This is a genomic window from Alcaligenes sp. EGD-AK7, assembly GCF_000465875.3.
In the GTDB taxonomy this organism is placed as follows: Bacteria; Pseudomonadota; Gammaproteobacteria; order Burkholderiales; family Burkholderiaceae_B; genus Alcaligenes; species Alcaligenes phenolicus.
On the sequence record NZ_AVOG02000034.1, the window covers coordinates 172,638 to 198,597 of the forward strand.

Annotated in this window: 25 protein-coding genes; 11 read left to right on the top strand and 14 right to left on the bottom strand. The window is 58.6% G+C overall.

The window, feature by feature from the left end; all coding sequences use genetic code 11:
* Positions 1 to 92 precede the first annotated feature (92 nt).
* From N879_RS13805 to N879_RS13820, 4 genes are read right to left on the bottom strand one after another with little or no spacing between them, the layout of a single operon-like run.
* The gene (locus tag N879_RS13805) at positions 93 to 755 is read right to left on the bottom strand and encodes a methionine ABC transporter permease (protein WP_009461203.1); all 663 of its coding nucleotides are present in this window, start codon (positions 753 to 755) and stop codon (positions 93 to 95) included.
* Positions 727 to 1,932: a methionine ABC transporter ATP-binding protein gene (locus tag N879_RS13810; protein WP_021447134.1), complete on the bottom strand. Its 1,206-nt coding sequence runs from the start codon at positions 1,930 to 1,932 to the stop codon at positions 727 to 729. Before N879_RS13810 ends, N879_RS13805 begins: the two co-directional genes overlap by 29 nt.
* Before the next feature lies 1 nt (position 1,933).
* A complete protein-coding gene (locus tag N879_RS13815) occupies positions 1,934 to 2,776 on the bottom strand; it encodes a MetQ/NlpA family ABC transporter substrate-binding protein (protein ID WP_009461204.1) in 843 nt (280 codons plus the stop codon).
* Positions 2,776 to 3,603 (bottom strand): MetQ/NlpA family ABC transporter substrate-binding protein, encoded by an 828-nt coding sequence (locus N879_RS13820; protein ID WP_031232816.1) that lies wholly within the window; start codon positions 3,601 to 3,603, stop codon positions 2,776 to 2,778. The genes N879_RS13815 and N879_RS13820 overlap by 1 nt, the downstream gene beginning before the upstream one ends.
* Before the next feature lie 8 nt (positions 3,604 to 3,611).
* On the opposite strand from N879_RS13820, the gene N879_RS20455 reads away from it, so the two are divergent.
* The gene (locus N879_RS20455; RefSeq protein WP_009461206.1) at positions 3,612 to 3,923 is read left to right on the top strand and encodes a hypothetical protein; all 312 of its coding nucleotides are present in this window, start codon (positions 3,612 to 3,614) and stop codon (positions 3,921 to 3,923) included.
* Here the strand turns inward: N879_RS20455 and N879_RS13825 are convergent.
* Together N879_RS13825 and dinB are read right to left on the bottom strand one after the other, a co-directional pair.
* Positions 3,920 to 5,110: an acetylornithine transaminase gene (locus N879_RS13825; protein WP_009461207.1), complete on the bottom strand. Its 1,191-nt coding sequence runs from the start codon at positions 5,108 to 5,110 to the stop codon at positions 3,920 to 3,922. The two genes, N879_RS20455 and N879_RS13825, sit on opposite strands and share 4 nt — an antisense overlap.
* 273 nt (positions 5,111 to 5,383) lie before the next feature.
* The gene (gene dinB, locus N879_RS13830) at positions 5,384 to 6,553 is read right to left on the bottom strand and encodes a DNA polymerase IV (protein WP_009461208.1); all 1,170 of its coding nucleotides are present in this window, start codon (positions 6,551 to 6,553) and stop codon (positions 5,384 to 5,386) included.
* Positions 6,554 to 6,767: 214 nt separating this feature from the next.
* On the opposite strand from dinB, the gene N879_RS13835 reads away from it, so the two are divergent.
* The 8 genes from N879_RS13835 (at position 6,768) to N879_RS13870 (ending at position 16,898) form a co-directional block, all read left to right on the top strand.
* A complete protein-coding gene (locus N879_RS13835; RefSeq protein WP_009461209.1) occupies positions 6,768 to 8,339 on the top strand; it encodes an ABC transporter substrate-binding protein in 1,572 nt (523 codons plus the stop codon).
* 155 nt (positions 8,340 to 8,494) lie between these two features.
* A complete protein-coding gene (locus N879_RS13840; protein ID WP_009461210.1) occupies positions 8,495 to 9,481 on the top strand; it encodes an ABC transporter permease in 987 nt (328 codons plus the stop codon).
* Position 9,482: 1 nt separating this feature from the next.
* A complete protein-coding gene (locus N879_RS13845) occupies positions 9,483 to 10,397 on the top strand; it encodes an ABC transporter permease (RefSeq protein WP_009461211.1) in 915 nt (304 codons plus the stop codon).
* 3 nt (positions 10,398 to 10,400) lie between these two features.
* On the top strand, positions 10,401 to 11,375 hold the full coding sequence (locus tag N879_RS13850; RefSeq protein WP_021447138.1) for an ABC transporter ATP-binding protein: 975 nt from the start codon (positions 10,401 to 10,403) through the stop codon (positions 11,373 to 11,375).
* Positions 11,372 to 12,376, top strand: coding sequence for an ABC transporter ATP-binding protein (locus tag N879_RS13855; RefSeq protein WP_009461213.1), 1,005 nt, complete (start codon positions 11,372 to 11,374; stop codon positions 12,374 to 12,376). The genes N879_RS13850 and N879_RS13855 overlap by 4 nt, the downstream gene beginning before the upstream one ends.
* A 142-nt stretch (positions 12,377 to 12,518) precedes the next feature.
* Positions 12,519 to 13,079, top strand: coding sequence for a sigma-70 family RNA polymerase sigma factor (locus N879_RS13860; protein ID WP_009461214.1), 561 nt, complete (start codon positions 12,519 to 12,521; stop codon positions 13,077 to 13,079).
* An 18-nt stretch (positions 13,080 to 13,097) separates the two neighbouring features.
* Positions 13,098 to 14,105 carry a FecR domain-containing protein gene (locus N879_RS13865; protein ID WP_009461215.1) on the top strand — a complete coding sequence of 336 codons (1,008 nt, stop codon included), beginning with the start codon at positions 13,098 to 13,100 and terminating at the stop codon, positions 14,103 to 14,105.
* A gap of 255 nt (positions 14,106 to 14,360) precedes the next feature.
* Positions 14,361 to 16,898 carry a TonB-dependent siderophore receptor gene (locus N879_RS13870; protein ID WP_009461216.1) on the top strand — a complete coding sequence of 846 codons (2,538 nt, stop codon included), beginning with the start codon at positions 14,361 to 14,363 and terminating at the stop codon, positions 16,896 to 16,898.
* Positions 16,899 to 17,139: 241 nt separating this feature from the next.
* Here N879_RS13870 and panD read toward each other — a convergent pair whose 3' ends face one another.
* Both panD and N879_RS13885 read right to left on the bottom strand, forming a co-directional pair.
* Positions 17,140 to 17,700: an aspartate 1-decarboxylase gene (gene panD, locus N879_RS13880; RefSeq protein ID WP_009461218.1), complete on the bottom strand. Its 561-nt coding sequence runs from the start codon at positions 17,698 to 17,700 to the stop codon at positions 17,140 to 17,142.
* An 83-nt stretch (positions 17,701 to 17,783) separates the two neighbouring features.
* Positions 17,784 to 17,963 (bottom strand): hypothetical protein, encoded by a 180-nt coding sequence (locus N879_RS13885; RefSeq protein ID WP_021447139.1) that lies wholly within the window; start codon positions 17,961 to 17,963, stop codon positions 17,784 to 17,786.
* Here N879_RS13885 and N879_RS13890 point away from each other — a divergent pair.
* Positions 17,962 to 18,741 carry an ABC transporter ATP-binding protein gene (locus N879_RS13890; protein ID WP_009461219.1) on the top strand — a complete coding sequence of 260 codons (780 nt, stop codon included), beginning with the start codon at positions 17,962 to 17,964 and terminating at the stop codon, positions 18,739 to 18,741. The genes N879_RS13885 and N879_RS13890 overlap by 2 nt on opposite strands.
* Positions 18,742 to 18,875: 134 nt before the next feature.
* On the opposite strand, the gene N879_RS13895 is transcribed toward N879_RS13890, so the two are convergent.
* Positions 18,876 to 19,493 carry a flavin reductase family protein gene (locus tag N879_RS13895; RefSeq protein ID WP_009461220.1) on the bottom strand — a complete coding sequence of 206 codons (618 nt, stop codon included), beginning with the start codon at positions 19,491 to 19,493 and terminating at the stop codon, positions 18,876 to 18,878.
* A 161-nt stretch (positions 19,494 to 19,654) separates the two neighbouring features.
* On the opposite strand from N879_RS13895, the gene N879_RS13900 reads away from it, so the two are divergent.
* Positions 19,655 to 20,632 (top strand): AraC family transcriptional regulator, encoded by a 978-nt coding sequence (locus N879_RS13900; protein ID WP_009461221.1) that lies wholly within the window; start codon positions 19,655 to 19,657, stop codon positions 20,630 to 20,632.
* A gap of 22 nt (positions 20,633 to 20,654) precedes the next feature.
* Here N879_RS13900 and N879_RS13905 read toward each other — a convergent pair whose 3' ends face one another.
* The 5 genes from N879_RS13905 to N879_RS13925 are packed head-to-tail and all read right to left on the bottom strand — an operon-like array spanning position 20,655 to position 25,879.
* Positions 20,655 to 22,247 (bottom strand): phytoene desaturase family protein, encoded by a 1,593-nt coding sequence (locus tag N879_RS13905; RefSeq protein WP_009461222.1) that lies wholly within the window; start codon positions 22,245 to 22,247, stop codon positions 20,655 to 20,657.
* Position 22,248: 1 nt separating this feature from the next.
* Positions 22,249 to 22,860, bottom strand: coding sequence for a flavin reductase family protein (locus tag N879_RS13910; protein ID WP_009461223.1), 612 nt, complete (start codon positions 22,858 to 22,860; stop codon positions 22,249 to 22,251).
* Positions 22,861 to 22,885: 25 nt separating this feature from the next.
* Positions 22,886 to 24,130, bottom strand: a complete 1,245-nt coding sequence (locus tag N879_RS13915; protein WP_009461224.1) for a styrene monooxygenase/indole monooxygenase family protein — start codon at positions 24,128 to 24,130, stop codon at positions 22,886 to 22,888.
* A gap of 56 nt (positions 24,131 to 24,186) precedes the next feature.
* On the bottom strand, positions 24,187 to 24,969 hold the full coding sequence (locus tag N879_RS13920; protein WP_009461225.1) for an SDR family oxidoreductase: 783 nt from the start codon (positions 24,967 to 24,969) through the stop codon (positions 24,187 to 24,189).
* 22 nt (positions 24,970 to 24,991) lie between these two features.
* Positions 24,992 to 25,879 carry a SphA family protein gene (locus tag N879_RS13925; protein WP_031232820.1) on the bottom strand — a complete coding sequence of 296 codons (888 nt, stop codon included), beginning with the start codon at positions 25,877 to 25,879 and terminating at the stop codon, positions 24,992 to 24,994.
* Between the last annotated feature and the right edge of the window lie 81 nt (positions 25,880 to 25,960).

Sequence of the window (25,960 nt, forward strand, 5' to 3'; positions counted from 1 at the left end):
TCAAGACAGGTCGTTCGAGCAAATAAAAAACATCACATTCACCGCAAAGGCGACGCCATTACGCGCAGCGTCAACCCCTGGCTAAGTGCGGATCAACGAGCTCGCAGCCATTGCACGTAGCGGTCGCCGGCAAACTGCACCACAGTCACTAAAGCAATCAACACGGCAATCACGATCAACATCACCTGCGTGTCAAAACGCTGATAGCCATAGCGGATTGCCAAGTCACCCAGGCCACCGGCACCAACTGCACCCGCCATGGCAGACGAGCTGATCAAAGCCACGATAGTGATGGTGAAACCACCCACAATGCCGGGCAGCGCCTCGGGCAAGTAGACATGGCGCACGATGTCCCACTTCTTGCAGCCCATGGCTTGAGCCGCTTCAATCAGGCCCGAGTCCACCTCGCGCAGGCTGACCTCGGCAATACGGGCAAAGAAAGGCGTGGCGCTGATTGCCAAGGGCACAATGGCCGCCCACACCCCAATCGTGGTGCCTGCCAGCAAGCGCGTGAAAGGAATCAACGCAACCAGCAAAACAATGAAGGGCGTGGCCCGGAAACCATTGACCACGCTACCCACCGCCCGGTTGATCTTGGGCGACTCCCAAAACCCATGGGGGGCCGTCACAATCAAGAGCACTGCCAGCGGTATACCGGCCAGAAAGGCAATGCCCCCAGACACGCCCACCATCATCAACGTGTCCAGAAAAGCCTGCCAGTAACGCTCAGCGGGGATACTCAGATTCCACAACATATCCAATGTCCTCAATGTGATGCGCGATGGCCGCCGGGCCTTGCGTCAAAGATGTCAAATCGGGCAGGCTCACATGCCCCTCAATGGCGACCAGCAAACGTCCATGTGCATGGCCCTGAATGCGGTCCACGCCACCATGAACCAGCTGCGGCTGGCCGGGCAGGCTGCGGGCAATGCGCAGCAAATCCGGCTCCCAGCCACCTTCGCCGCTATAGCTCAATTGCAGGATGCGGCTGTACGTGCCAGTTTTAGGAGGCTGCTGTACCAGACATGCCTGCAAGTCCTCCGGCAGTGTGTGCTGCAAAGGTGCCAGCAGTGCCTTGGTGGCGTCATGCTGCGGTTTGCCAAACACGCGCCAGACCTCGCCCAGCTCGGCAATGCGGCCTTTTTCCAGCACCAGCACGCGGTCGGCAATTTCACGGATCACGCTCATCTCGTGCGTAATCAGCACGACGGTAATGCCCAGGCGGCGGTTAATGTCCTTGAGCAAACTCAGAATGGATTGCGTAGTCTCCGGGTCCAGCGCCGAAGTGGCTTCGTCACACAGCAAAATCTCCGGGCCGGTTGCCAAGGCGCGAGCAATGCCCACGCGCTGCTTTTGCCCACCCGACAAACGACTGGGATAGGTATCGGCCTTATCTTGCAAGCCGACCAGTTGCAGCAGTTCCTGAACACGCTGAGCAATGTCTTGTGCCGACACCCCGGCCACCTTCAAGGGCAAAGCCACGTTCTCGTACACCGTTTTGGCAGACAACAAATTGAAGTGCTGAAAAATCATGCCAATGCGGCGACGCAGCTGCACCAGTTCCGATTCATTCAAGCGGGCAATGTCCACGCCATCCACCAGTACCTGGCCGCTGCTCGGGCGCTCCAGCCGGTTGATGGTGCGCAGCAAGCTGGATTTACCCGCGCCACTGCGACCGATAATGCCGAAGATGCTGCCTGGCGCGATGTCCAGATCAATGTCCTGCAAGGCAGGCACGGCGCCGGCCGAGGACTGATAGATTTTGGACAGATTGCGAAAAGCCACGCTGCCTGCCTTGACGACGCTGGGTTGCTGTTCCAGTTCCGCTTTGGCAGACGCACTGGCCTTGTGAACCTCGCGCTGTCCTGCGGCCTGTTCGGCGGTGTCCCGCAACTCGTCCAAATTACGCCGTAGTGCTGATGTGTATGCCATATCACTTGCTCGCTGTGCTGCTGCCTTGCCAGGGCAAGGTGTACAGATGGGGGTTGTGATCAAAGCGGTCTGCAATCGTGTTGCGTACCGCCTGCGACTGCTGGAACAGCTCCACGAACTGTTTCAGGGCAGGGTCGTTGACGCGATCTTTGCGCGTAACAAAACCCATTGCATAAAAGGTGTCGGCAATGCCGGAATAGACCAGGGCCTTGCCCGCATCCGCCTTGCGGCCAGCGCTGACGAAATAGCTGGGCCAGATGACGGCCAGATCCACATCCGGCAGGGAATGAATCAGTTGCGGGCCTTCAATTTCCACCAGCTTGAGCTGCTTGGGGTTGTCCACCACATCATTGACCGTAGCCCCGGTATCCAGACCATGGCGCAAGGTAATCAGGCCCGCTTTTTGCAGCAGCAACAGGCCACGGCCCTGATTGACCGGATCATTCGGCAAGGACACGGTTGCGCCCTTGGGAACCTGGTCCAGAGACTGATACTTGTTCGAGTACAGGCCAATGTTTTGCAGCAAGCCCAGACCAATCAATTCCAGGTCGTAGCCACGCTCTTTGATGGCATTGTTCAAAAAGGCTTCGTGCTGGAAGAAATTCACATCAATATCGCGGTTGTTGACGGCCTCGTTGGGCAGCGTCCAATCCGTAAATTCCACCAACTGAATATCCAGACCCTGCTTTTTGCCTTCCGGGATCAGCGCTTGCACCGCATCCGAGGTTGCACCGGGAATGGAGCCCACTTTGATCACGGCGGCAGAGCTGCTGAACGGCAGGGCAGCGGCAAACAGAATGCCCAGCGCCCAACGCTGCAGGCGAGAGGAGAAGATCGCAGCCATTATTTCGCCCCTCCTTGTGCATTCAGCCAGGCCAGGGTGTAGAGGCGCTCGTCGTTATTGAATGCCGCACGCGACACGTCACGCACAGACTGCGAGTTTTGATAGATGGAAATGAATTTTTGAATGACAGGATCGTTGGTACGGTCCGCTTTCACCACGAACTGAATGGCAAACTGCGTATCTTCAATACCGGAGTAGGCCAGACCACTGGAAGGATCAAAGGCTTTGGCCGCCACGATGAAATGCGGATAGCCCTGGGCAATATCCACATCCCCCGTAATACGCACCAGCTGCGGGCCTTCTACTTCCACAAAGCTGAGCTTTTTGGGGTTCTCGACAATGTCATCCAGGCTGCCCAGATAACCGACCTCTGGCTTGAGCTTGATCAGCCCGACTTTTTGCAGCAAGAGCAGACCACGCCCCTGGTTCACGGGGTCGTTGGCAATGCCTACCTTACCGCCCTGAGGGACCTGGTCCACCGCCTGATGCTTGAGCGAATACACACCCACATTAGCCAGAATGCCCGTACCCGCACTGGCCAGCTTGTAGCCATTTTTCTCGATGGCGTTTTTCAGGAAAGGCTGGTGCTGGAAGTAGTTGATATCAATATCGCCGTTATCCACTGCCACATTGGGCGTGGTCCAGTCGGTGAACTCGATCACCTCGACATTGATGCCTTGGGCCTTGGCATCCTTGGCCGCGGCATTGATGGAATCGGCATAGGCGCCCGGCACCACGCCAATGCGTAAAGAATCGGCGGCAATGGCCGGAGAAACAGCCAGCACAAGGGCACTAGCTACGATGAGTTTGGACAGTTGCTGGAGCATGGTAAACAGTGCCTCACGGGGTGGGCCTGCGCTTGCAGGCAAATCTTGGAAGCTTCTATTACATCGACTCCATTCTCCTGACACCACAACAGAACAATCATTTACTTATGCTGGCTAACTGCTGGATGAAATTACCTCAAGTTATTGATATTTATATTATTTTTGAAAATAAACTAAATACCGCCAACGATGGCATTTGTGATATTTCATGCGCGTTTCAAGTTAGCAGCGCGGTGCTACCCACATACGTCTGCAGCCTCTCAAGACCAAAAAAAAATCCGCCCGAAGGCGGATTTCTGTACAGCAAGCTGGCCGCTTAGCCGCGAACCTTGACCAGGATTTCGTCCAGCCAGGCCAACATCAGGTCGATTTCGTCGGCCGTGATGTTCAGAGCTGGCATGAAACGCAGCAGGTTAGGACGTGGCGAGTTCAGCAACATGCCTTCTGGAGCACGGTCGCGAGCAGCAGCCACGATTTCCGGGCCGTCGTCCTGATCCAGGATCAGAGCACGCAACAGGCCTTCACCACGCTCACCATTCATGCCCCACTTGGCGCTAATGGCCAGCAGGCCTTCGGACAGCTGCTTGGCGCGGGCGTTGACCGACTCCAGGAAGCCAGGAGCAGCCAGTTCGTCGAACACGGCTACGCCAGCAGCGGTCATCAGGGGGTTACCGTTGTAGGTACCGCCCTGGTCGCCTGGCTGGAAGCAGGACACTTCTTCGCGGGCGCACAGTGCCGACAACGGCACGCCACCACCAATGCCTTTACCCAGGGTCATGATGTCAGGACGGATGCCCGAGTGTTCGTAGGCAAACATGGTGCCGGTACGGCCCATGCCGGTTTGCACTTCGTCCACGATCAGCAGCAGCTTGTGCTCGTCAGCCAGAGCGCGCAGGCCTTTCATGAATTCCACGGTAGCGGGAATAACACCGGCTTCGCCCTGTACGGGTTCGAGCATGATGCCCACGGTTTGATCGTCGATCAGCGCGCGCACGGATTCCAGATCGTTCAGCTTGGCTTTAGGAAAGCCGTCGACCTGTGGAGCAAACATGCGATCCCAGCCGGGCTTGCCAGACAGGGACATGGTAGCCAGGGTACGGCCATGGAAAGAGTGCTCAAAAGAAATGATCTTGTAAGCGTTGTTCTTGTTGATCTGACCCCATTTGCGCGCCAGCTTGATGGCGCCTTCGTTGGCTTCGCCACCACTGTTGGCAAAGAACACGCGATCAAAGCAGGAGTGTTCCACGATGCGTTTGGCCAGCTCGATAGAGGGCTCGTTGTAGAACGCAGGCGAGGGGTTGATCAATTTGGACGCTTGTTCGGTGATCGCCTTGATCACGTTGGCAGGGCTGTGGCCCAGCGCGTTCACGGCCCAGCCCTGGACGGTGTCCAGGTATCGCTTGCCGTTGTGATCTTGCAGCCAGGAACCTTCTCCTCGCACAAAGACCAACTCCGGACGCTGGGTAATTTCCATTAATGCACGTACACCGGCCCGATCGAATTCCATAACGGCAAACCTTGATGAAAATGAAAGAAGAAAAAATAAACCAGCCCGGCGGCTGGACAATTAATTCTAACGCAGCACACCCCCAGCAGGACGCTTATGCCTGGGACAATGGCCATCTGGCCGTGGATTGTCCCTTTTCTGGTACACATCCGCGCCCTGGCAGGCGCCAAAGCGTTTTAAGCCTGAAATCTTTGCACGGTATCGGGGTGGGAGTCGCCGGGACGCGTTTGTATAAAACCTGTCTTCCAAGCAGCCTTCCAAAGATCTGCCTGCCTAAAACAAACCGTCCAGATCCAGTTGACGAGGCTGCTCCTGCGGCATTTCACTGATGGGCAGCAGAGCGCTGGCTTTCACACCCAGCAAGCGCAAGCGTCTGTCCAGCACGGCGCGTTTCAGATTCTGGCGGGCAGCAGCCAGAATGGCATCCGCCGCCAGCACGGGAGCGGGCAGGGACAGGTCGCGCGTCACGGTTTTGAAGTCCTCGAACTTCAGCTTGATGCCTATGGTTTGGGCGCACATGGCGGATTTGCGTAAATCCTGCTCCAGCTTTTCACACAGGGACTCCAGCACGGCAGACAGGCGGGACCGATCCATGCGCACGTGCAGATCACGCTCGAAGGTGGTTTCACGACTGATGGATTTAGGCGTGCGGTCGGTGGATAAAGGGCGCTCGTCCTGGCCTTGAGCCACGGCCATTAGCCATTGCGCGTAGCGCAGGCCAAACTGTTCCTGCAATTTTTCTGCAGGTGTAGCGGCCAGTTCCCCAATCTTCTGTATGCCCATTTCCGTCAGCTTCACGACCGACTTGGGACCAATGCCATTGATCTTGCCCACAGCCAGCGGCCAGATGCGGGTAGGCACATCGTCCATGGTCAGCACACAGGCCCCATTGGGCTTGTTCAGTTCTGAGGCAATTTTGGAGAGCAATTTGTTGGGAGTGATGCCTACCGAACAGGTCAGGCCCGTAGCCTGATTCACGGCTTGTCGAATCTGCTCAGCCAGCTCGTGGCTGTCTTCGGTTTTATGGCTGAGGTCCACATAGATCTCGTCGATACCCCTATCTTCGATATGGTCCGAGACCGTGGCTACGGCCTGTTTAAACAAGCGCGAATAATGGCGGTAAGCTTGGAAATCGGCAGGCAGCAAGATGGCATCGGGGGCCAGTTGGGCCGCCTTCATTAAACCCATGGCCGAGAACACACCCAGCTGACGCGCTTCATAGGTCGAAGTCGTGGCCACCCCGCGCCCAACATAATCGGCCAGACGGGCATGTTGCCAGCTGCCATCGGGCAATTGCCTGGGCGCATCAGCACTGCGCCCGCCAATCACCACGGGACTGCCGCGCAAATGCGGGTAGCGCAGCAGCTCCACCGAGGCATAAAACGCATCCATATCCACATGAGCAATACGCCGCTCCAGAGGTTTTTCTTCTTGTGCCGCCACCTTGATCAGCCTGTTAACTGTATATATGTACACCATTATAGCGACAAGTCAGCGGTGCACCGAGAGCCACTGAATAAGCGCCGGGATGATATAAATCACTAAACATCATTAAGCTGACAGCAGGCTGAAACTACGTATTGAATCGGTAGCAAGCGCCCGGTTACTATGCAGCCTCATTATCAGCTGACTCCCAGCACCCCAACAGGAGGTTTTCATGAAAAAAACAGTATTGGCTGCTGCGCTGGCAGCTCTGGTCGCCCTGCCCTTGGTGGGCCACAGCAAAACGCTTACCTGGTCCAGCCAGGGCGACTTCATGACTCTGGACCCACACGCACAGAACGAAAACCTCACGATCACAGGCAGCATGTATGTCTATGAGGCGCTGGTGGACTACGACAAGGATTTCCAGATTGTGCCCAGCCTGGCCACGGCCTGGGAACAGCGCGAACCTACTGTGTGGCGCTTTACGCTGCGCGAAGGGGTGAAATTCCACGATGGCGCTCCCTTTACCGCCGATGACGTGGTGTTCTCCATTCAGCGCGCCATGGCCCCTACGTCCAACTTCAAGGCCTACGTGAACGGCATCGTCAAGGCTGAAAAAGTGGACGACAAGACGGTGGACATCATCACCGCCGCGCCCAACCCGGTTCTGCTGCGCCAATTGACCAGTGTGTTCATCATGAACAAGGCCTGGTCGGAAAAGAATAATGTGACCCAGCCCCAGGACTTCAACAAGAACGAAGAAACCTACTCGGCTCGCAACACCAACGGTACCGGCCCTTACAAGCTGAAGTCGCGTGAAGTGGACGTGCGCACCGTCTTTGTCGAAAACGAAGAATGGTGGAACAAGGGCAACAAGGTGGGTAATGTCACCGAAGTGATCTACGTCCCGATCAAGCAGAACGCCACCCGTACCGCCGCCTTGCTGTCGGGCGAAGTGGACCTGGTTCTGGACCCGCCTGCGCAGGACTTGCAGCGTCTGCGCCAGCAAACCAAGATTGTGGAAGGCAACGAGTACCGCACCATCTACCTGGGTCTGGACCAAAAGAATCCGGAACTGAAGTACAGCAGCATCAAGGGCAAGAACCCCTTTGCTGACCAGCGTGTGCGTGAAGCCCTGTACGTGGCCATCGACATTGAAGCCATCAAGAAAGCCGTGATGCGCGGTTCTTCCGCCCCCACCGGCACCATGGTGGCCCCTCAGGTTCACGGCTACACCAAGGAATTGGCCCAGCGCCTGCCTTACAGCCAGGATCGTGCCAAGGAACTGCTGAAAGAAGCCGGTTACGACAATTCCCTGACCTTCACCCTGGATTGCCCGAACGATCGCTACATCAACGATGAAGCCATCTGCCAGGCCATCGTGGGCATGTGGGCCAAGGTCGGCGTGAAAGCCAACCTGAACGCCATGCCACGCGCCACCTACTTCCCCAAGGTACAAAGCTTTGACTCCAGCGCCTATATGTTTGGCTGGGGCGTGCCGACCTTTGATGCGCTGTACACCCTGCAAAGCCTGATGCACAGCAAGGGCGAGGGCGCTGACGGCTCCTTTAACTTTGGTGGCTACGAAAACGCCGAAGTGGACGCCTTGATCGACCAGATCAAGACCGAAACCGACACCGCCAAGCGCGATGCGGCCATCCACAAGGTTCTGGAAATTCATGCCAAGGAAGTGGGCCACATTCCCCTGCATGACCAGATCATTCCTTGGGCCATGGCCAAGAAGGTCAACGTGGTACATCGTGCGGACAACCGCATGCTGGCCCAATGGACCACCATCGACTAAGTTGTTTTCATACCCCAGCCCCGCCTCCGTGCGGGGCTGGTTCCCATTACGCTGTAGTCATCCGTTTCTACACCAGCCCCCTTGCCGGGCCCTTTCTACACATTAAGGACGACACTGGTCGCGAGTGATCCCCGCGCTCTACCAGGAGACCGCCTATGCTGGTATTTATTATTCGCCGTCTGATCCAGGCTGTTCTGGTGATGCTGACGGTCAGCCTTCTGGCTTTTGTGCTGTTCCGCTACATTGGTGACCCGGTCACCATCATGCTGGGACAGGACGCCACCGAACAAGATCGCGTGGAACTGCGTGCCAGCCTGGGGCTGGACCAACCCGCCCCCGTGCAATTCGGACGCTTCGTGTCCCAGGCCGTACAAGGCGAATTTGGCCTGTCCCTGCGGCAAGCCCAACCGGTTTCCACCCTGCTCAAAGACCGCCTGCCTGCCACCGTAGAACTCTCCGTGGTGGCCGCCATACTGGCCTTGCTGATAGGCCTGCCACTGGGCGTGTACACCGCCTTGAAGCGTAATGGTTTCATGGCGCAAAGCATTCTGGCCTTTTCATTGCTGGGCATATCACTGCCCACCTTCCTGATCGGTATCTTGCTGATCCTGATCTTCTCCGTGCAATTGGGCTGGCTGCCCAGTTATGGCCGGGGAGAAGTCCTGAAGTTTGGCTGGTGGAGTACCGGCCTGCTTAGCTGGGACGGGATCAAGCATTTGATCCTGCCCGCCATCACGCTCTGTTTGTTCCAGCTCACGCTGATCCTGCGTCTGGTGCGCTCCGAGATGCTGGAAGTACTGCGCGCCGACTACATCAAATTTGCTCGTGCCCGTGGCCTGTCGCAACGCGCCATCCACTTTGGCCACGCCCTGAAAAACACCATGGTGCCGGTTATCACCATCACGGGGCTGCAACTGGGCGGCATCATCGCCTTTGCCATCGTGACGGAAACCGTTTTCCAATGGCCGGGCATGGGTCTGCTGTTTATCCAGGCCGTGCAATTTGCCGACATCCCCGTGATGGCGGCCTATCTCTGTCTGATTGCCCTGGTATTTGTTGTGATCAACCTGCTGGTAGACCTGCTGTACTTCCTGGTCGATCCACGTCTGCGCACCCAATTGTCGGGCGCCAAGGGGCACTAATATGTTCGCTAAATTGAAAACCGCCTGGGATAGCGATCTGGTCTGGTCCTGGCGTCACTCGCCCGTCGCCATTGCGGCCACCATCATGGCCTTGCTGCTGTTTATCGGCGCGCTGGGTGCCCGCTGGGTGGCTCCTTACGATCCCTTCGATCTAACCTCCATCGATCTGATGGATGCCTTGCTGGCCCCGGCCTGGTCGGAAAACGGTTCGCCCCAATACTGGTTGGGAACAGACAGCCAGGGGCGTGACCTGTATTCGGCCCTGTTGTACGGGACGCGCACCTCCTTGCTGATCGGTCTGGCCTCGGTAGCCTTGTCCATGGTGGTCGGCATTGTGCTGGGCCTGCTGGCCGGTTACTCCGGTGGCCGTGTGGATGCCTTCATCATGCGTGTGGCCGATGTGCAGTTGTCCTTCCCGGCCATCCTGATTGCCTTGCTGATCGACGGGGTGGCCCGTGCCGTGTTCCCCTTGAACATGCACGATGTAGTCGCCTTCCCGGTGCTGATCGGGGCGATTGCGCTGGCCGGTTGGCCGCAATATGCCCGTACCGTGCGTGGCTCTACGCTGGTGGAGAAAAACCGTGAATACGTACAGGCTGCCCGCGTGATTGGCGTGTCCTCCCCGCGCATCATGTTCAGCCATGTGCTGCCCAATGTGATGGGCCCCGTGCTGGTGCTGGCCACCGTGCATCTGGCCACCGCCATCATCACCGAAGCCACGCTGTCCTTTCTGGGCGTCGGCGTTCCGGCCACCTCGCCTTCTTTGGGCACCCTGATCCGGATCGGTAACGACTTCCTGTTCTCGGGCGAATGGTGGATCACGATTTTCCCTGGCCTGATGCTGGTGCTGCTGGTGCTGTCGGTCAACCTCCTGGGCGACTGGTTGCGTGACGCCCTGAACCCCAAATTGAGCTAAGCCATGACTGCACTCTTAACTGTCCAAGACCTGTGTGTCGAATTTCCGACCCGGCGTGGTGTGCTCCAAGCCCTGGATCATGTGTCCTTTTCCATCGCCCCCGGCGAAGTGCTGGGTGTGGTGGGCGAGTCCGGTGCCGGCAAATCCCTGACGGGTTCCTCCATTATTGGTTTGCTCGATGCCCCCGGTCGCATCAGCGGCGGCCAGATCCTGCTGGAAGGCGAGCGCATCGACAATCTGAACCAGGACCAGATGCGCAAGATTCGTGGCCGCAAGATTGGCGCGATTTTCCAGGACCCGCTGACCTCGCTGAACCCGCTCTATACCGTGGGTCATCAACTGGCTGAAACCATCGTCACGCACCTGCCTCTGTCCTGGAAACAGGCACAGGAACGCGCCATCGAATTGCTGGAAGCTACCGGCATTCCGGCAGCGCGCGAGCGTATCGACCACTATCCGCACCAGTTCTCCGGCGGCATGCGCCAACGGGTGGTGATTGCGCTGGCCCTGGCGGCCGAGCCCAAGCTGATCGTGGCGGACGAACCCACCACGGCACTGGACGTGTCCATTCAGGCGCAGATTATCGACCTGCTGAAAAAACTCTGTCGCTCGCAAGGCACCTCGGTCATGCTGATTACCCACGATATGGGGGTGATTGCGGAAACTGCCGACCGCGTGGCCGTGATGTACGCCGGTCGCATTATCGAGATCGGCCCTGTACAGGATGTAATCCAGAACCCCAGCCACCCTTATACCCGTGGCTTGATGCGTTCCATTCCCAATCTGCACGCGGGGCTGGAGCGTCTGGAGCAAATCCCCGGCAGCATGCCGCGCCTGAACGCCATCCCGCCCGGCTGCGCCTTCAATCCACGCTGTGATCGTCGCTTTGATCGCTGCCTGGTCGAACGCCCCGAGCTGTTGCCTGTTCCCCCACAAACACAGGCGGCCTGTTGGCTGCATGCACAGGAGTCCGCATGAGCGCCCCTAAACAAGCCCTGGTCCAGGTCAAGGACGCTGCCTGCTGGTTCGATGTGTCCCCACCCTTGCTGGAACGCCTGGTCTACCGCAAACCAAAGGTAAATCTGCGCGCAGTAGACGGTGTCAGCTTCACTCTGAACAAGGGTGAAACCCTGGCCCTGGTAGGCGAATCCGGCTGCGGTAAATCCACCGTAGCCCGTTTGCTGACGGGCCTGTATTCGCTGACACGCGGCGAGATTCTGTTTGACGGCCAGTCCCTGAAATCCATGGACAAGGCCAGCCAAAAATCCATGCGCAAACGCCGTCAGATGATTTTCCAGGACCCCTATGCCAGCCTGAATCCGCGCTGGCGCGTGGGCCGCATCATTGCCGAACCACTGGTTACCCACACGGACATGAGCCGCGCCCAGCAAGAGGCCAAAGTGGCCGAGCTGCTGACGCAAGTGGGCCTGAACCCCAGCGACGCCCAGCGCTACCCGCATCAGTTCTCCGGCGGCCAGCGCCAGCGTATTTCCATTGCCCGTGCTCTGGCTCTGCAACCCGAATTCATCGTCTGTGACGAGCCCACCTCGGCGCTGGACGTGTCGGTGCAGGCACAGGTCCTGAACCTGATGAAGGATTTGCAGCGCGAACTGGGACTGACCTATCTGTTCATCTCGCACAATCTGGCCGTGGTGCATCACGTGGCCGACCGGGTTGGCGTCATGTATTTGGGCCGGATTGTGGAAATTGCGCCACGCGACGATTTGTTCGCGCAGCCTCGCCACCCCTACACGCGCATGTTGCTGGGAGCCATTCCTGACATGAGCGGAGCGGGCAAAAGCCGCATCCCGGTCGCCGGTGAAGTGCCTAATCCACTGAACCCGCCATCGGGCTGTACCTTCCATCCACGCTGCCCGCTGGCCAATGATCGCTGCCGCCGCGAAGCCCCGGCTTTGCTGCAAACCGGGCCGCAAGAAGTGGCTTGTCATGCTGTAGAAGAAGGGCGCGATCAGGCCTGATCGCTTGCGATGCCAACAGTAAAACCGCCCACGGCAACTTGCCGAATGGGCGGTTTTTTCTGATAATTGAGAATTATTCTCAGTTCTCATTGCCCGATCCTCTACCATTTTTCTGGTCGAGCAGGCACCACTGGAACGCATCATGCACAATGCCGCCTTCTCACCCGACACGGAATCGCTCTACCGGAATTACCACGGCTGGTTGCATAGCTGGCTACGACGCAGGCTAGGTAATTCCTTCGATGCGGCCGATCTGGCCCAAGACGTTTTTGTCCGACTGCTGCAAAAACCCCGTCAATTCGGCAGCGAACCCGAAGCCCGTGTGTATTTGCGGCTCATGGCCAATGGCATGTGCGTGGACTTATGGCGACGCCGTCAGATTGAACAAGCCTGGCTGGAAGAGCTGGCCAACCGCCCGGCCGCCCTGGTTCCTTCTGCCGAACACCAGGCCCTGGTGCTGGAAGCCCTGCAAGAGATAGACAGCATGTTGCGCACCCTGCCTGCCAAAGTGGGCAATGCCTTTTTCATGGCCATGGCCGACGGCATGAGCAACCGGGAAATTGCAGAGGCGCTGGGCGTGTCCACACGCATGGTGCACCGATACCTTAGCCAGGCCATGCTGTGCTGCCTGAAGCTGGAAGCCCGCCATACCGCCTCTGACATGCCCGTGCATCAGGCGTCCAGCCTGCCCGAGCCACGCTGATTGCCTGTACGCCCCCCTATGAGCACTTCCGAACTGCATCCCGACGATACGCTGGAGCCTTCATTTGACGCGCTGGAGCAGGCCGCCGAATGGTTTGCCCTGCTGCGCTCGGACGAGGCCTCGGCCCAGGATCGACAAAGCTGGCAACGCTGGCTGGCCGCTCAGGCCGAGCATCGCAAGGCCTGGCAGTATGTAGAGCGCATCAGTGGCCGCTTTGAACCGATACAAAGCAGCGACAGCCGCCAGGCTGCCGTCCAAAGCTATTGCCTGGCCAACCGACGAATGGGACGCCGCCGCCAATTGCTGCTGGGCCTGGGCACACTGGCAGGCAGCAGTTTGGGCAGTTGGCTGGCCTGGCAACATACGTCCTTGCCCGGCACAGTAATGGCCTGGTCAGCCGAGCATCGCACCGCCCGTGGTGAAGTCCATCAACTGACTTTGCCCGATGGCTCTACCGTTTGGCTCAGCTCCGACACTGCAATGAACCACGACTACCGAGGCAATCAACGGCTGCTCTCCCTGGTTCAGGGTGAAATTCTGATCGATACAGCGGCCGATCCTGCACGGCCCTTTCTGGTCGAAACCCGTCAAGGCTTGCTGCGTGCCTTGGGGACACGCTTTACGGTGCGACTGGACGGTCAGGAGACTTTTCTGGCGGTGTATCAAGGCGCGGTACAGGTGGACACGGCAAACAAGCGCCAGCAGCACATTATCCATGCCGGTCAGCAGACACAGCTTTCGCGTACCGCGATTGCGGCTACCACTGCTGTCCTGCCCGAGCGACAAAGCTGGACCAAAGGCATCCTCGTCACCGACAACACACCCTTGATCGAGGTCGTGCGCGAATTGCAGCGCTATCGCGGCGGCCACCTTAGCGTTTCACCCGAGGCGGCCCAGCTGCCTGTGATTGGCAGCTATCCCTCCACCGATCCGGACCGGGCCTTGAGAATGCTGGAAGGGGTGCTGCCCATTCGCATCAAACGAACCCTGCCCTGGTGGGTCAGCATTGAACTGGCCGAGCACTGACCTTGATTCAGACACACATTCACGGGCATCAGCCGCCGTGCATGACAAGCCGGTTTACGGGCCTATTCAAGCGGCCCAATGCTTCAAACCGGCTATTTCCACTTTTCCGAGTTCCGCTTTTCCTCGGCGTGTTCGATATACCTGATGAGGGCATCGTTTTACCCGTCTCCTGGCACAAAACCAGAATCTGACCAGGACACATGCAAACCGGCTCGCTCTCGCCGACTACACCGCTTCCAAGGAGCAGAATTCATCATGCCCGGCTATTCCCAGCCTGTCGCCCGAGGGGCGAACTCTTTTGGTGCCATGCACTTTTTCCGACCCGGTTTCAAACTAAGCCCCTTGGCCTGCGTGCTGCAACTCGCCCTGGCCAGCGGTGCATTGAGCCTGGCAAGCTGGCATCCTCAAGCCCACGCCCAAACCATCAATAGTGCGTCTGCCAAACAACAAAGCTACAGCATTCCAGCAGGCCCCTTGAGCACAGCGCTGGCTCGCTTTGCAAGCGCATCCGGCGTACTGGTCGCTGGAGCCGGTGAGCTGGCCAGGGACAGAAACAGCCCAGGCGTTTCCGGCACGTTTTCGCCCCAGGCCGCGCTAGATGCACTGTTGGCCGGTACTGGCCTGACTGCTATTGCCAGCTCGGATGGCAGCTACCATCTGCGCCAAGTCCCAGAGGCACCTGCCGGTGACGTCACCCAGCTGAGCACCGTAACCGTACGTGGACAACTCGATCCCAGGACCGAAGGCACAGGCAGCTACACCAACGCATCGGCAAGCTCGGCCACGCGCATGAACCTGTCCGCACGTGAAACCCCGCAGTCGGTCAGCGTGATCACGCGCCAGCGGCTCGACGACCAGGGTCTGCTCACGCTTAACGACGCACTCAAGCAAGCCACCGGCGTGAAGGTGCAGGAAGGCGAAGTGCTGGGCACGACTTATCAGATCCGCGGCTTCTCGCTGGATACGGCACAGCTTGACGGCGTGCCTGTCTCGCTGGGCGCAGGCGGCTCGGAAGCGGCCGCCGACATGGCTATCTACGACCGTGTGGAAGTGGTACGCGGCGCGGCGGGTCTGTTGCAGGGGGCCGGCAACCCGGGCGGCACGCTCAATCTGGTGCGCAAGCAACCCACCCGTGAATTTGCCGCCAGCGGCAGCGCGATGGTGGGATCGTGGAACAGCTATCGTGTGGAAGCCGACGTCTCCAGTCCACTCAACCACAGCGGTGATCTGCGTGGGCGGGTGGTGGCCGTGCACGACGACCGCGACTCCTTCGTGGATCACGTCAAGGAACGCAAGGAAGTGCTGTATGGCGTCTTGCAATACGACTTCACTCCCTCGATCACGGCCACCGTGGGGGTGGATCATCAGCGCACCAAGGGTACGCCCAACGGCACTGGCGTCGTCTTCTTTGACGATGGCGGCGATCTCGAACTGCCACGCAGCACTTACCTGGGTGCCGACTGGAACCACCGGGCCACCCGCAGCACCACCGTGTTCGGCGACCTGACCTGGGAGATGGACAACGGCTGGCAGACCAAGCTGTCGGCCAACCGCCAGCACTACGACGTAGACACGGTGTTTCTGTCCGCCTCGGGCGCGGGCGTGGACCGCAACACGCACCAGGGCCCACTCCTGAACTACGCACGAGCCAGCAGCCTGAACCGCACCCAGACCAGCGTGGACCTGTACGCCTCGGGCCCATTCTCCTTACTGGGCCGCAAGCATGAGCTGGTAGTAGGTGCGAACATGCGCCGCAATCCCACCGAAACCGACCAGGTGCCGCTGCGTGAATACGCCCGCATCCGGCCCGATGTCTTTAACTGGGACCCCACCTCGCTGCCTCCGCCCAATATTGGGCCTTATGAATCGCGCACCGCCACCACCACCAAGCAGTCGGGCATCTATACTGCTGCTCGTCTAAGTCTTGCCGATCCGCTTACCTTGATCGTGGGTGGTCGTTGGAGCTGGTGGGACTACAGCAGCGACAGCACCAATCTGCTCACCGGCGCCAACACGGCCTCCTCGAGCTACAAGGTCAGTGGCGAGTTCACACCGTACGCCGGTCTGATATTCGATCTGAACGATAACTACTCGCTGTACGCCAGCTATACCGACGTGTTCCGTCCGCAAAACGCCATCGATCGCAACGGCTCCTTGCTCAAGCCCATCGTGGGTGCCAACTACGAGGCGGGTATCAAGGGTGAATTCCAGGATGGCCGCGTGCAGGCTTCGCTGGCGGCCTTCCGTATCGAAGAAACCAACCGCGCCCAGACCGATCTGGACGGCCCCAAACCGTGCCCCTACACCACCAGCGACTACTGCTCGATTGCCTCAGGCAAAGTGCGCAGCGAAGGGATTGAGGCGGAGTTGACAGGTGAACTGGCCCCAGGCTGGAATCTGACGGCTGGCTATACCTACAACACCACCAAGTACGTGAAAGATGCGGCCAACCAGGGCAAGCCCTTCAACACGCGCACGCCAGAACATATGTTCAAGCTCTTTACCTCTTACCGCCTGCCAGGCTCGTTGCGCCAGTGGACAGTGGGGGGTGGCTTCACGTGGCAGACCAAGTTCCTGTACGAGAACACGGCCGGCACGATCCGTATCGAACAAAATCCTTACGCCGTGGCTGATCTGATGGTGCGCTACGACTTCACGCCCAAAGTTTCAGCCACCCTCAACCTGAACAACGTGTTCGACAAGAAGTACTACCGTTATATTGCCCACGAACGCGCCTACAACTACTACGGCGACCCACGCAACGTGATGCTGACGCTACGCGCCCAATATTGACGCTGAACGTGATGAACAAGGTACTCAAGCGCTCTGATCGCAGCGCTCTGGGTATCTTGTGGTCTGACGATACGCGGCACTACGGCGCTGCACGAAACGCCATATTCAGGCTGGAGCGCCAGAAGTCATTGGGCCACGAACGGGCTAAAGCAAAAAACGCGGTGTTTGCTGCCAGAGGCAGTGAACACCGCGTTTTTCAATAAAGCCATCAGCGGGCCTGATGCGGCCCGGTGACATTCAATCAGTTCTGGTTCGCAGGCGCGAAATCGGCCAGGTGGCAGGACAGGATGTCGGCAATGGCACGATCATCCAGGCCACGGGAGCGCAGGTCTGCGGACAGGGCGTCCACATCCACACGAGCCAGTGGGCGCTCGGCACCACGAGGGCGGTCGTCGCGAACCACGCGGAAGTCGTAATCGCGCTGGGCGGTCTTGGCCACTTCGTAGTGCATGACTTCATCCACTTCGTTTTCCGGCGTGAAGGTCAGCACGGTAGGGCGCAGGGAATACAGGTCTTCGGAGTTCATCACGTATTCGGTTGCACAGATGATGACGGTGTCGCCCTTTTGACAGGTACGGGCCGCCGCGCCGTTCAGGACCACACAGCGCGAGCCGGGTTCACCGAAAATCACGTAGGTAGAAATACGGGCGCCACTGTCCTTATTCCAGATTTCCACAAACTCCATGGGTAAAATGCCCGCTTGTTCGCAGATTTCAGGATCCAGGGTGATCGAGCCGTGATAGTTCAAGTCGGCACCGGTCACCTTGATACCATGCAGCTTGGCACGGACCACTTTTTTCATGACAACACTCTCTAGAAACAGGTCCCCTGTAACGGACACCTAAGCTTGGCTAAAACGCGGCTTGCGCTGCGCCCTTAGCCCGATCAGGGCTGCGGGAAAGACTGCATCATAAACCCAGAAATGCGCGCAAATCCGTTTAGACCCACAGATTTGTACGGGAAAACCACAGCATCAATGATTTGCCTGACGGCCAGTCTGTGCTGTAATCCCCTCTGCCGCGTCGCGCCGGTCTTTTTTATTTTCAATACGATACCGTTTTCCATGCCCAACCTGCTCATCGAGAATATTCACAAACGCTATGGTTCCCTGGAGGTCCTCAAGGGAGTCTCTCTCAGCGCGGAGCCGGGCGATGTCATCAGCCTGATCGGTTCCAGTGGTTCGGGCAAAAGTACGTTTCTGCGTTGCATCAACTTTCTGGAAACGCCCAATTCCGGCCGTATCGTCATCAAGGGCGAGGAACTGAAAACCCGTCTGGACCCCAAAACGGATGAACTGGTTGCGGTAGATAAACAACAGCTCAAGCGCCTGCGCACCAGCCTGGCCATGGTGTTCCAGCACTTCAATCTGTGGTCCCACATGACGGTGCTGGAAAACATTACCGCCACGCCCATTCATGTCCAGGGCATGGACAAGGCGCAGGCCATTGCCAAAGCGGAGCTGTATCTGGACAAGGTGGGCCTGTCGCGCGATCTGGCCAAACAATACCCGGCCTTCTTGTCAGGCGGCCAGCAGCAGCGCGTGGCCATTGCCCGGGCGCTGGCGCTGGAACCTGAAGTGATGCTGTTTGACGAGCCAACCTCGGCACTGGACCCCGAGCGTGTGGGCGAAGTTCTGCGCGTTATGCAGAATTTGGCCGAAGAAGGGCGCACGATGGTGGTGGTTACGCACGAAATGAGCTTTGCTCGCAACGTCTCCAGCAAGGTGGTGTATCTGCACGAAGGTCAAATCGAGGAAGAAGGCCCGCCAGAAGAAGTGCTGGTGTCGCCACGCAGCCCCCGCCTGGCGCAATTCCTGGCAGCGGGCGGTTCGTCCAAAGGCTAAAAGGCAAAACCGCCCTAAGACTTCGGCCACACTCTGAGCAGACATAAAGCAAACGGCGCCTTGCGGCGCCGTTATGCATTTGCAACCATCCTAATGAAGCCGCCAACCAGCGGCTTCTGACTACAGCCCTGCTATCAGGACTTGGGACGTGGCATATCAAACAAGGCCAGGTCCGTAATCTCAAAGTAATCGCCAGGACCACCACCACGCAGAATCGGACGTGGGATCGCGGTACGGTAAATGCCGTCCACGATGCTGTTGGGCGACATATGCACGCCGACCACTTCACCCAGCACCATCCAGGTGTTCAGATCCTTGCCTTCCGAGTCTTTCAACTGAAAGTGCGTCGTCACCTTGCACTCCAGCGAGGCATGGCTCTCGCCCACGCGGGGGGCATCAATCAGGCGGGAATCCACAGGCGTCAGGCCCGCGACTTCAAACTCGCGCACATCTTGTTCCAGGCTGGTCATGTTCATGGGTTCGGCCAGATCACGGGTAGCCAGGTTCCAGGTAAAGACGCCGGTTTCAATTGCGTTACGCACGCTGTCTTTGTAGCCCACGCTGGAAAAAGCGATGACAGGCGGGCGATAGTTGAACACGTTGCAGAAGCTGTATGGAGCCAGGTTCAGCACACCTTCCTTGCTTTTGGTGCCAATCCAGCCGATGACACGGGGACCCACAATAGAACTGATCGGGTCGTGGCGCAGTCCATGGCCTTGTGTGGGTTCGTAGAAGTGAAAGTCTTTCTGCACGGTTCTCTCTGTTAATAAACACAACAAACTAAACGGGACTGCGGGAAATCCCGGTGGCCCACTGATATACTTTACAACTAAAATAAAGCCGCTGCAAACCGTTGAAACTCAAGGTTTTACGTATCCTTCCTGCCTTTCAGAACCATCTAGGCACATGAAACATGGAAAATAAGCCCGATCACTGGGCACGTGTAGCTTCTGCTGACCTGGAACACGTGCGCAAATCTGTCAGCGATATGTTCAAGTCGCACCAGCTCAAGCAGCTACGTGCCGACCAGACCCTGCAAACCCGGCTGCGACACGCCCAGTTTGGTCAGGTCGCCTTGAGCCACCTGGGCTATGGCGCCGACGTACACATACAACCCGATCACCTGGCCGGTTTCTACCTGGTCCAGATGCCCCAATACGGCACCGCCAAAATTCGCTGCGGTGGCCAAACCGTGGACTCCAGCCCCTACGCCGCCACGATCCTGAATCCCAACGAGGATGTGGACATGGTCTGGCACGCCAATAATGAGCAATTAATGCTCAAGATAGACCGCAACCTGGTGGAGCAGGCTGCCCGTGGCATGGGCCTGGACGTAGGCCCGCAAGGTTTGCTGTTTCCGGTACGCCTGGAAGCTCACACCCAGCCTTCCTGGCAAATCATGCTGCGCTACGTGCTGGACTGTGCACGCAACTACGAAGACATCCGGCGCTCGCCGTTGATTATCAACCAGCTGGAGCAATTGGCGGTGACAACCTTGCTGGATCTGCACCCACCGGCTCAGATTCAGGCCCTGAACCCCGCCCGCATCTTGCCGCGCCACTTGAAGAAAGTAGCCAGCCACTTGCATGAGCAGGCCCATTTGCCGGTCACGGTAGACGAACTCAGCACCATTGCGGGCGTGAGCTCCCGCACCTTGCAGCAAGCCTTCAGAGACCACTACGGCGTCAGCCCCATGCAGTACCTGCGCCAGGTTCGTCTGGACCGTCTGCGCCACGAACTGATCCATTCCAACGAGCCTCACCTGACGCTGGCCGACCTGGCCATGCGCTGGGGCTTTGCCCACCAAGGCCGTTTCAGCGCCGAATACCGCAGCCGCTTTGGCGAAACGCCTAGCGAGACCCTGCAACGAGTGCGCGGCGGCCAGCACTAAGCTGACCGCCTCACCCGTCCTCTCACCCCTTCAAGATACGCTGGGCTGCCAGATAGCCGGATTGACCACCCAAGCCAGGGCCTGGATGCACCGACGCACCAATTTGATGCAGATTGCGCCAGGGCGTGTTGCCATTGCGCGCGTTCTTGTGTCCTGCAAAAGGACGCATGAAAAAGAACTGATCCGGTGAGCACACCCCGCTATACGGATCGCCCCCCACCAGATTCATGTTCAAGGCTTCCAGATCCGCCGGGCTGACGCTACGACGCCCGATAATCTTGGCGGCCAAGCCAGGCATGACGGTTTCCAGACGAGCCTGAACGCGATCGGCCATAGCCTCGCGCACGGCTTCGTTCCAGCGTCCATCCGCTGGCACAGGAATCTCGCCCGCTTCATCGCCTTTGATGTGACGCGGCAGCTCCTGCATTTGTACCCATAGAATCCAGTGACCTTCCGGTGCACGAGTCACATCCACCGCTACCGGCTGGCCCACGGCCAAGGTCGGTTTGGCAGGCAGGTAGCCATTGCTGGCCGTGACCACCGAGGAACACACCTGCTCCATGCTTTCCGTCACATGCACCATAGGGACATGGCGCAGCTCCGGGTCCACCCAGTCGGGCGGGGAATTCAAGGCAAAGTGTATCTGCATGCCGCCACGGCCATAGTGATAATCCTGGGCGGACTTCAACAACTCGGGTTCAACTTCAGGCAAAAGGTCGCCATACAACTGACCCGGCGTCACGTTACACACCACGGCACGACGCGCCAGATAGCGCTGCGTACCGACGCACACGCCCGTCGCCTTATTGCCTTCCACCAACACGCGATCCACATGGGAATTGGTCAGTACCGCGCCACCAGCTTCTTCGATGATGCGGGTAAAGGCTTTCACAATCTGATAACTGCCGCCTTTGACGACAGGCATACCACCACTGACCACGGCACTGAACGTCAGCTTGCCGATCAGGGCCGAGCTGGCTTCATCCGGGCCCAAACCGCTATGCAGCACCCAGGGAGCAATCATGGCGCGGGCCAGATCGCTGCGCAGTTCGCGCATGGCCCAGCGCCGAAAGCTTTCCAGCGCTTGCGAGCCAAAGGACATCAAGCCATCCAGCCCCCGCTCGCGCCAGGCACCAAAGGCCAGTTTGGCCATGGGCCAACGGTAAGGCTCACCGCCCAGCAAGCCAAATACCAAACCGGCATCCGGGCCAAACATGCGAGCCGCCATGGCACCCAAGGCATCGCCTTCACCCGGCATCAAGTCATTGAAGCGACGTACGGTGTCGTCCATATCCTGACGCAAGGCCAGCGATGGGCCACCAGGAATGGCCAGACCCGTGCTGTATTCGCCTTTGACAAACTCCAGACCGGCTTTGGCCAAGGGCTCTGCCAGGGCGGCATACGACGCGCCACCCATGAACAGGGGATACCAACTGGACAGAACATCATGGGTAAAACCGGGGAACAGCTCTTGCGTACGGATGCAGCCCCCGGCCACCGCATTGCGCTCCAGCACTGTCACCGACAAACCCCGCTGGGCCAACAAGGCGGCACAGGTCAGGGAGTTCATCCCGCTGCCGACAATGACTACATCAGCGCTGTGCGCATCACTCATTTCAACGGTCTCCGCTAGGCGTGGTCAGGTTGGCGAAACGGCCACGATGAAACACCGCAGGCTCGTGTTCGGTCAGCGTGGTGTGGCGCACCACACGGCCAATAAACAAGGTATGGTCACCACCCTCGTGCTGACGGTAGTTCTCGCACACAAAGGTCGCCACACAGTCGTCCAGCAGTGGCACGCCTTCTTCACCATCCACATGCGAGACCAGGGCAAACTTGTCCTTGACCTGGGAGTTGGCAAACCCCAGGGCCACGGGCACTTGTTCCTGGCTGATCACGTTGATCGCAAAGTGGCTGCACTTCTCGAAAATTTCCAGGCTGGGCGAGTGATTCACCAGGCTCCACATCACCAGGGGCGGCTCCAGCGACAGGGACGTAAAGGAGTTGATGGTCAGACCCACCGCCCGGCCATCGGGACAACGAGTCGTGACAATGGCCACACCCGTTGGAAAATGGCCCAGTGCCTGGCGAAACGCACGGCTATCGACCACATTCAGATTGGACGGTGTGGGTTTGGCGTCAGCGGCTGCCAACGCTTGGGCAGACACGGCCTGCCGCTGGGCAGCGGTTTGGGACGAGGAGTCTTGCAGCGTTGCGGTGGGGGTCATGATACGTCTCCTTGAATACTATCTATCAGGCAGCCACAGATTGGCTGCGAGTCTTCTCGATCAATGCCTGAGCGGCACTCAGATCTTCCCAGGCCGGGAACAGAACCGGCGGGTGGTTGAAACTGTTGGCCAGGAAATGAGCCAGGGCGGGCGATTGCTGAGCCGAGGTCAACAAGGCAAAAGAAGAGTCGGTTGGTGGCTTCAACATGGAGTTGGTCCAGCGCACCACCAGATTGGCGTAATCCCAGTAACGCTCGAACGTTTCCTGCATCCAGTTACGGTCAAACGCGCCTTCGCCACGTTGCAAAATGCTGTCCAGATACACCTGGGCGGCTTTGGCGGCGTTGTTGGAACCTTGGCCGGTAATAGGGTCGTTCACGACCACGGCATCACCCAGACCCAGCACCATGCGGCCCGAAGGCAGCGTCAGCACAGGTTTGCGAACTGTGGGAGGGAAAGCACCGGACAGGTAACCTTGGGCGTCGGTCAGTTCCACATTACGGGCTCGGTCGCCTTCCCAAGGCAGGAATTCGCGCAGGAAAGAAACGCTTTGCTCCAAATGAGCTTCGGGCGTCTTGGCATCGCGGAAACGATCCAGTGGGCCACCGGGCACGCCTTCGAACACCATGATGTCGCAGGGACCGGACAGGGTCAGCGAGGGGAACACAAAGTATTCGCCCACACCGGGGATGAAGTTAAAGGACACGCGCGAGTACTCAGGCGTAGGCTCCAGACCATGTACATAGGTCAGGGCCAGGGCGCGCTGAGGTTTGTCGTACATGGAGCGCTGATCGTCACGCTCGAACAGCTTGACCACTTCGCCTTTACCGGCAGCCAGCATGGTCAGGTCGTACTCCTGGGTGATGCGCTCCAGTTCGGCCACGCCCACGTCTTCCATGATCAGCTTGCCGCCACGCTGCTCGAACAGCTCCAGCCAGTAAGGCATTTTCACGCGCTGGTCAGTTGCCTGCGCTTCACGATCCAGACGGCCGCTCCAGTCCACGGCTTTGGTGTCAGGCTGTTCAGGGTTGGGCAGGGCAAAGCCGATGCCTTGTACAGGCGGGCACTCGTCGTCCCAGAAATTCAGGCCCAGGCGACGCTCTACGTCCAGCGCCTCGGCAAACATGCACTGGCTGGACATCACGCGGCCACCACGAACATCGTCGGGGCTGCGGTTGGTGAAAACGGCTACGTCGTAGCCCTTGGCCAAAAGACCGAATGCAACGGGCATGCCAGCCTGGCCAGCGCCCACAATAGCAACTTTACGCATGATTTTTTCCTTCTGAGGGAGCTAAGGACGCCACCCCGGCGGCGTCCCGGTTTTTCTTATTCAGCCAACTTGGGAATGGCGGGTACACCTTGCTCGGGTCCCATGGCCGAGTAGCCGCCATCAACGGCGTAATCGGCACCGGTCACGAAACTGGCGGAATCCGAGAGCAGGAAGGACACGACTTCGCCCACTTCCTGGGGATCGCCCACGCGGCCCAGCATGTGAAATGCCGAGGCCACGCGGTCGGTTTTGGCGCGATCGCCGCCAGTCAGCTCGTCCATCACACGCGACCAGATCCAGCCGGGCGAGACCGAGTTCACACGGATACCGTCAGGCGCAAAGTCCAGCGCCATGCTGCGTGTCAGTTGCAACAAGGCGGCCTTGGAGACCGGGTACAACCAGCGCCCGGTTTGAGCAATCGAGGAGGAAATGGATGTGAAATTGACGATGGAGCCGCCACGCGGCAGCAAGGGACGCACAGCCTTGGCAGCCTGCACCGCGCTGACCAGGTTGATATCCAAGGCCTTGAGCCAATCTTCACGGCTGGAAGCCATGCCTTCATCCAGATAGGAACAAGCCAGATTGACCAGACCATCCACACGGCCAAAATGCGCCTTCACCTGCTCGATGGAGGCATTCAGGCTTTGATCGCTGGTAATGTCCACTTCCCAGAATTTGGCTTTGGCAGCATCGTTGCCTACGGCTTTCTGACCACCTGCGGCATCAATATCAAACACGGCCACACGTGCGCCATAGCCCATCAGCACCTCGACCACGCCTGCGCCAACACGTGTTGCGCCGCCGGTGACGATGACTACCTTGTCTTTCAATCCTTTCATCTCGCTCTCCTGCCGCGGGCCCTTAGAACGGAACCGCTACTTTTACAAAAAATTGTTTTCCTTCAGGACGGCCACGCACACCCAGATCCTGCTGGTACTTGGCCGTAATCAGCAGACCTTTGTCATTGGCGTAACGCAGGCTGGGACCAATGGCGAAGGCACGAGCCTTGCTGTCACCGGCCATGGGGCCACGGTCGCTTTCAATCTGTTGATAGGCGTAACCACCCACCCCCAGCACCAGGCCATTGCCAAAACCCCAACCCACGGCGTAGTCGGCGTGAATGGCTTTACCCGTACGGGTTTCGGTGTCGCTGTTGCGGAAGTTGAAGTCCACCATCATCTTCAAATCCCAGTTGATGCCGCTGGGCTGCATGTAGCTGAAGGCAGCGGCGGGCTGAATGGCCCAGTAGTTGCGGCCCAGGTTGGCGCTGTCGGTCACTTTGTAGCGACCAGTCGGGGCGACAAAATCCACTCCCAGGATGTAGTGCATTTTCTCGCTGGGGTGAAAGCCCAAGGCCGGACCAAACACCACGTCACCCAGACCGCTACGGCGCTGGGACTGACCAGCGGCCTGTGCCTTGACGGTCAGCAGGGGAGCCAGAGCATGAAATGCCAACTGGCCACCAAACACCTGCTGGTCCGTCACCCAGACCAGACGCGGCGCAACCATTGCCACATCGACCTTGAAGTCAGGAATAGGCAACTTGTCGCCATTCTTGTCACGCACCGAGTCGTAACGCATGGCACCGCCGTACATCAGCAAGTGCACACCGGGCGGCGGCAGGGCGCCACTCATGAAGTTTTCCAAACCATCGGGATAAATAGGCAGACCATTACCTTCAATGGCACAGGCCGGGCCGGCGCCCAATACCCCTGCACCCAGAACCACTGCTGCTATTTTTTTATTGATGTCCCCCACGTCCGTTCTCCTTTTGTTTTTTAGGTATGACGATGGAGCCAATGGTAGAAGTGCTCTTTTTGTCGGTATATC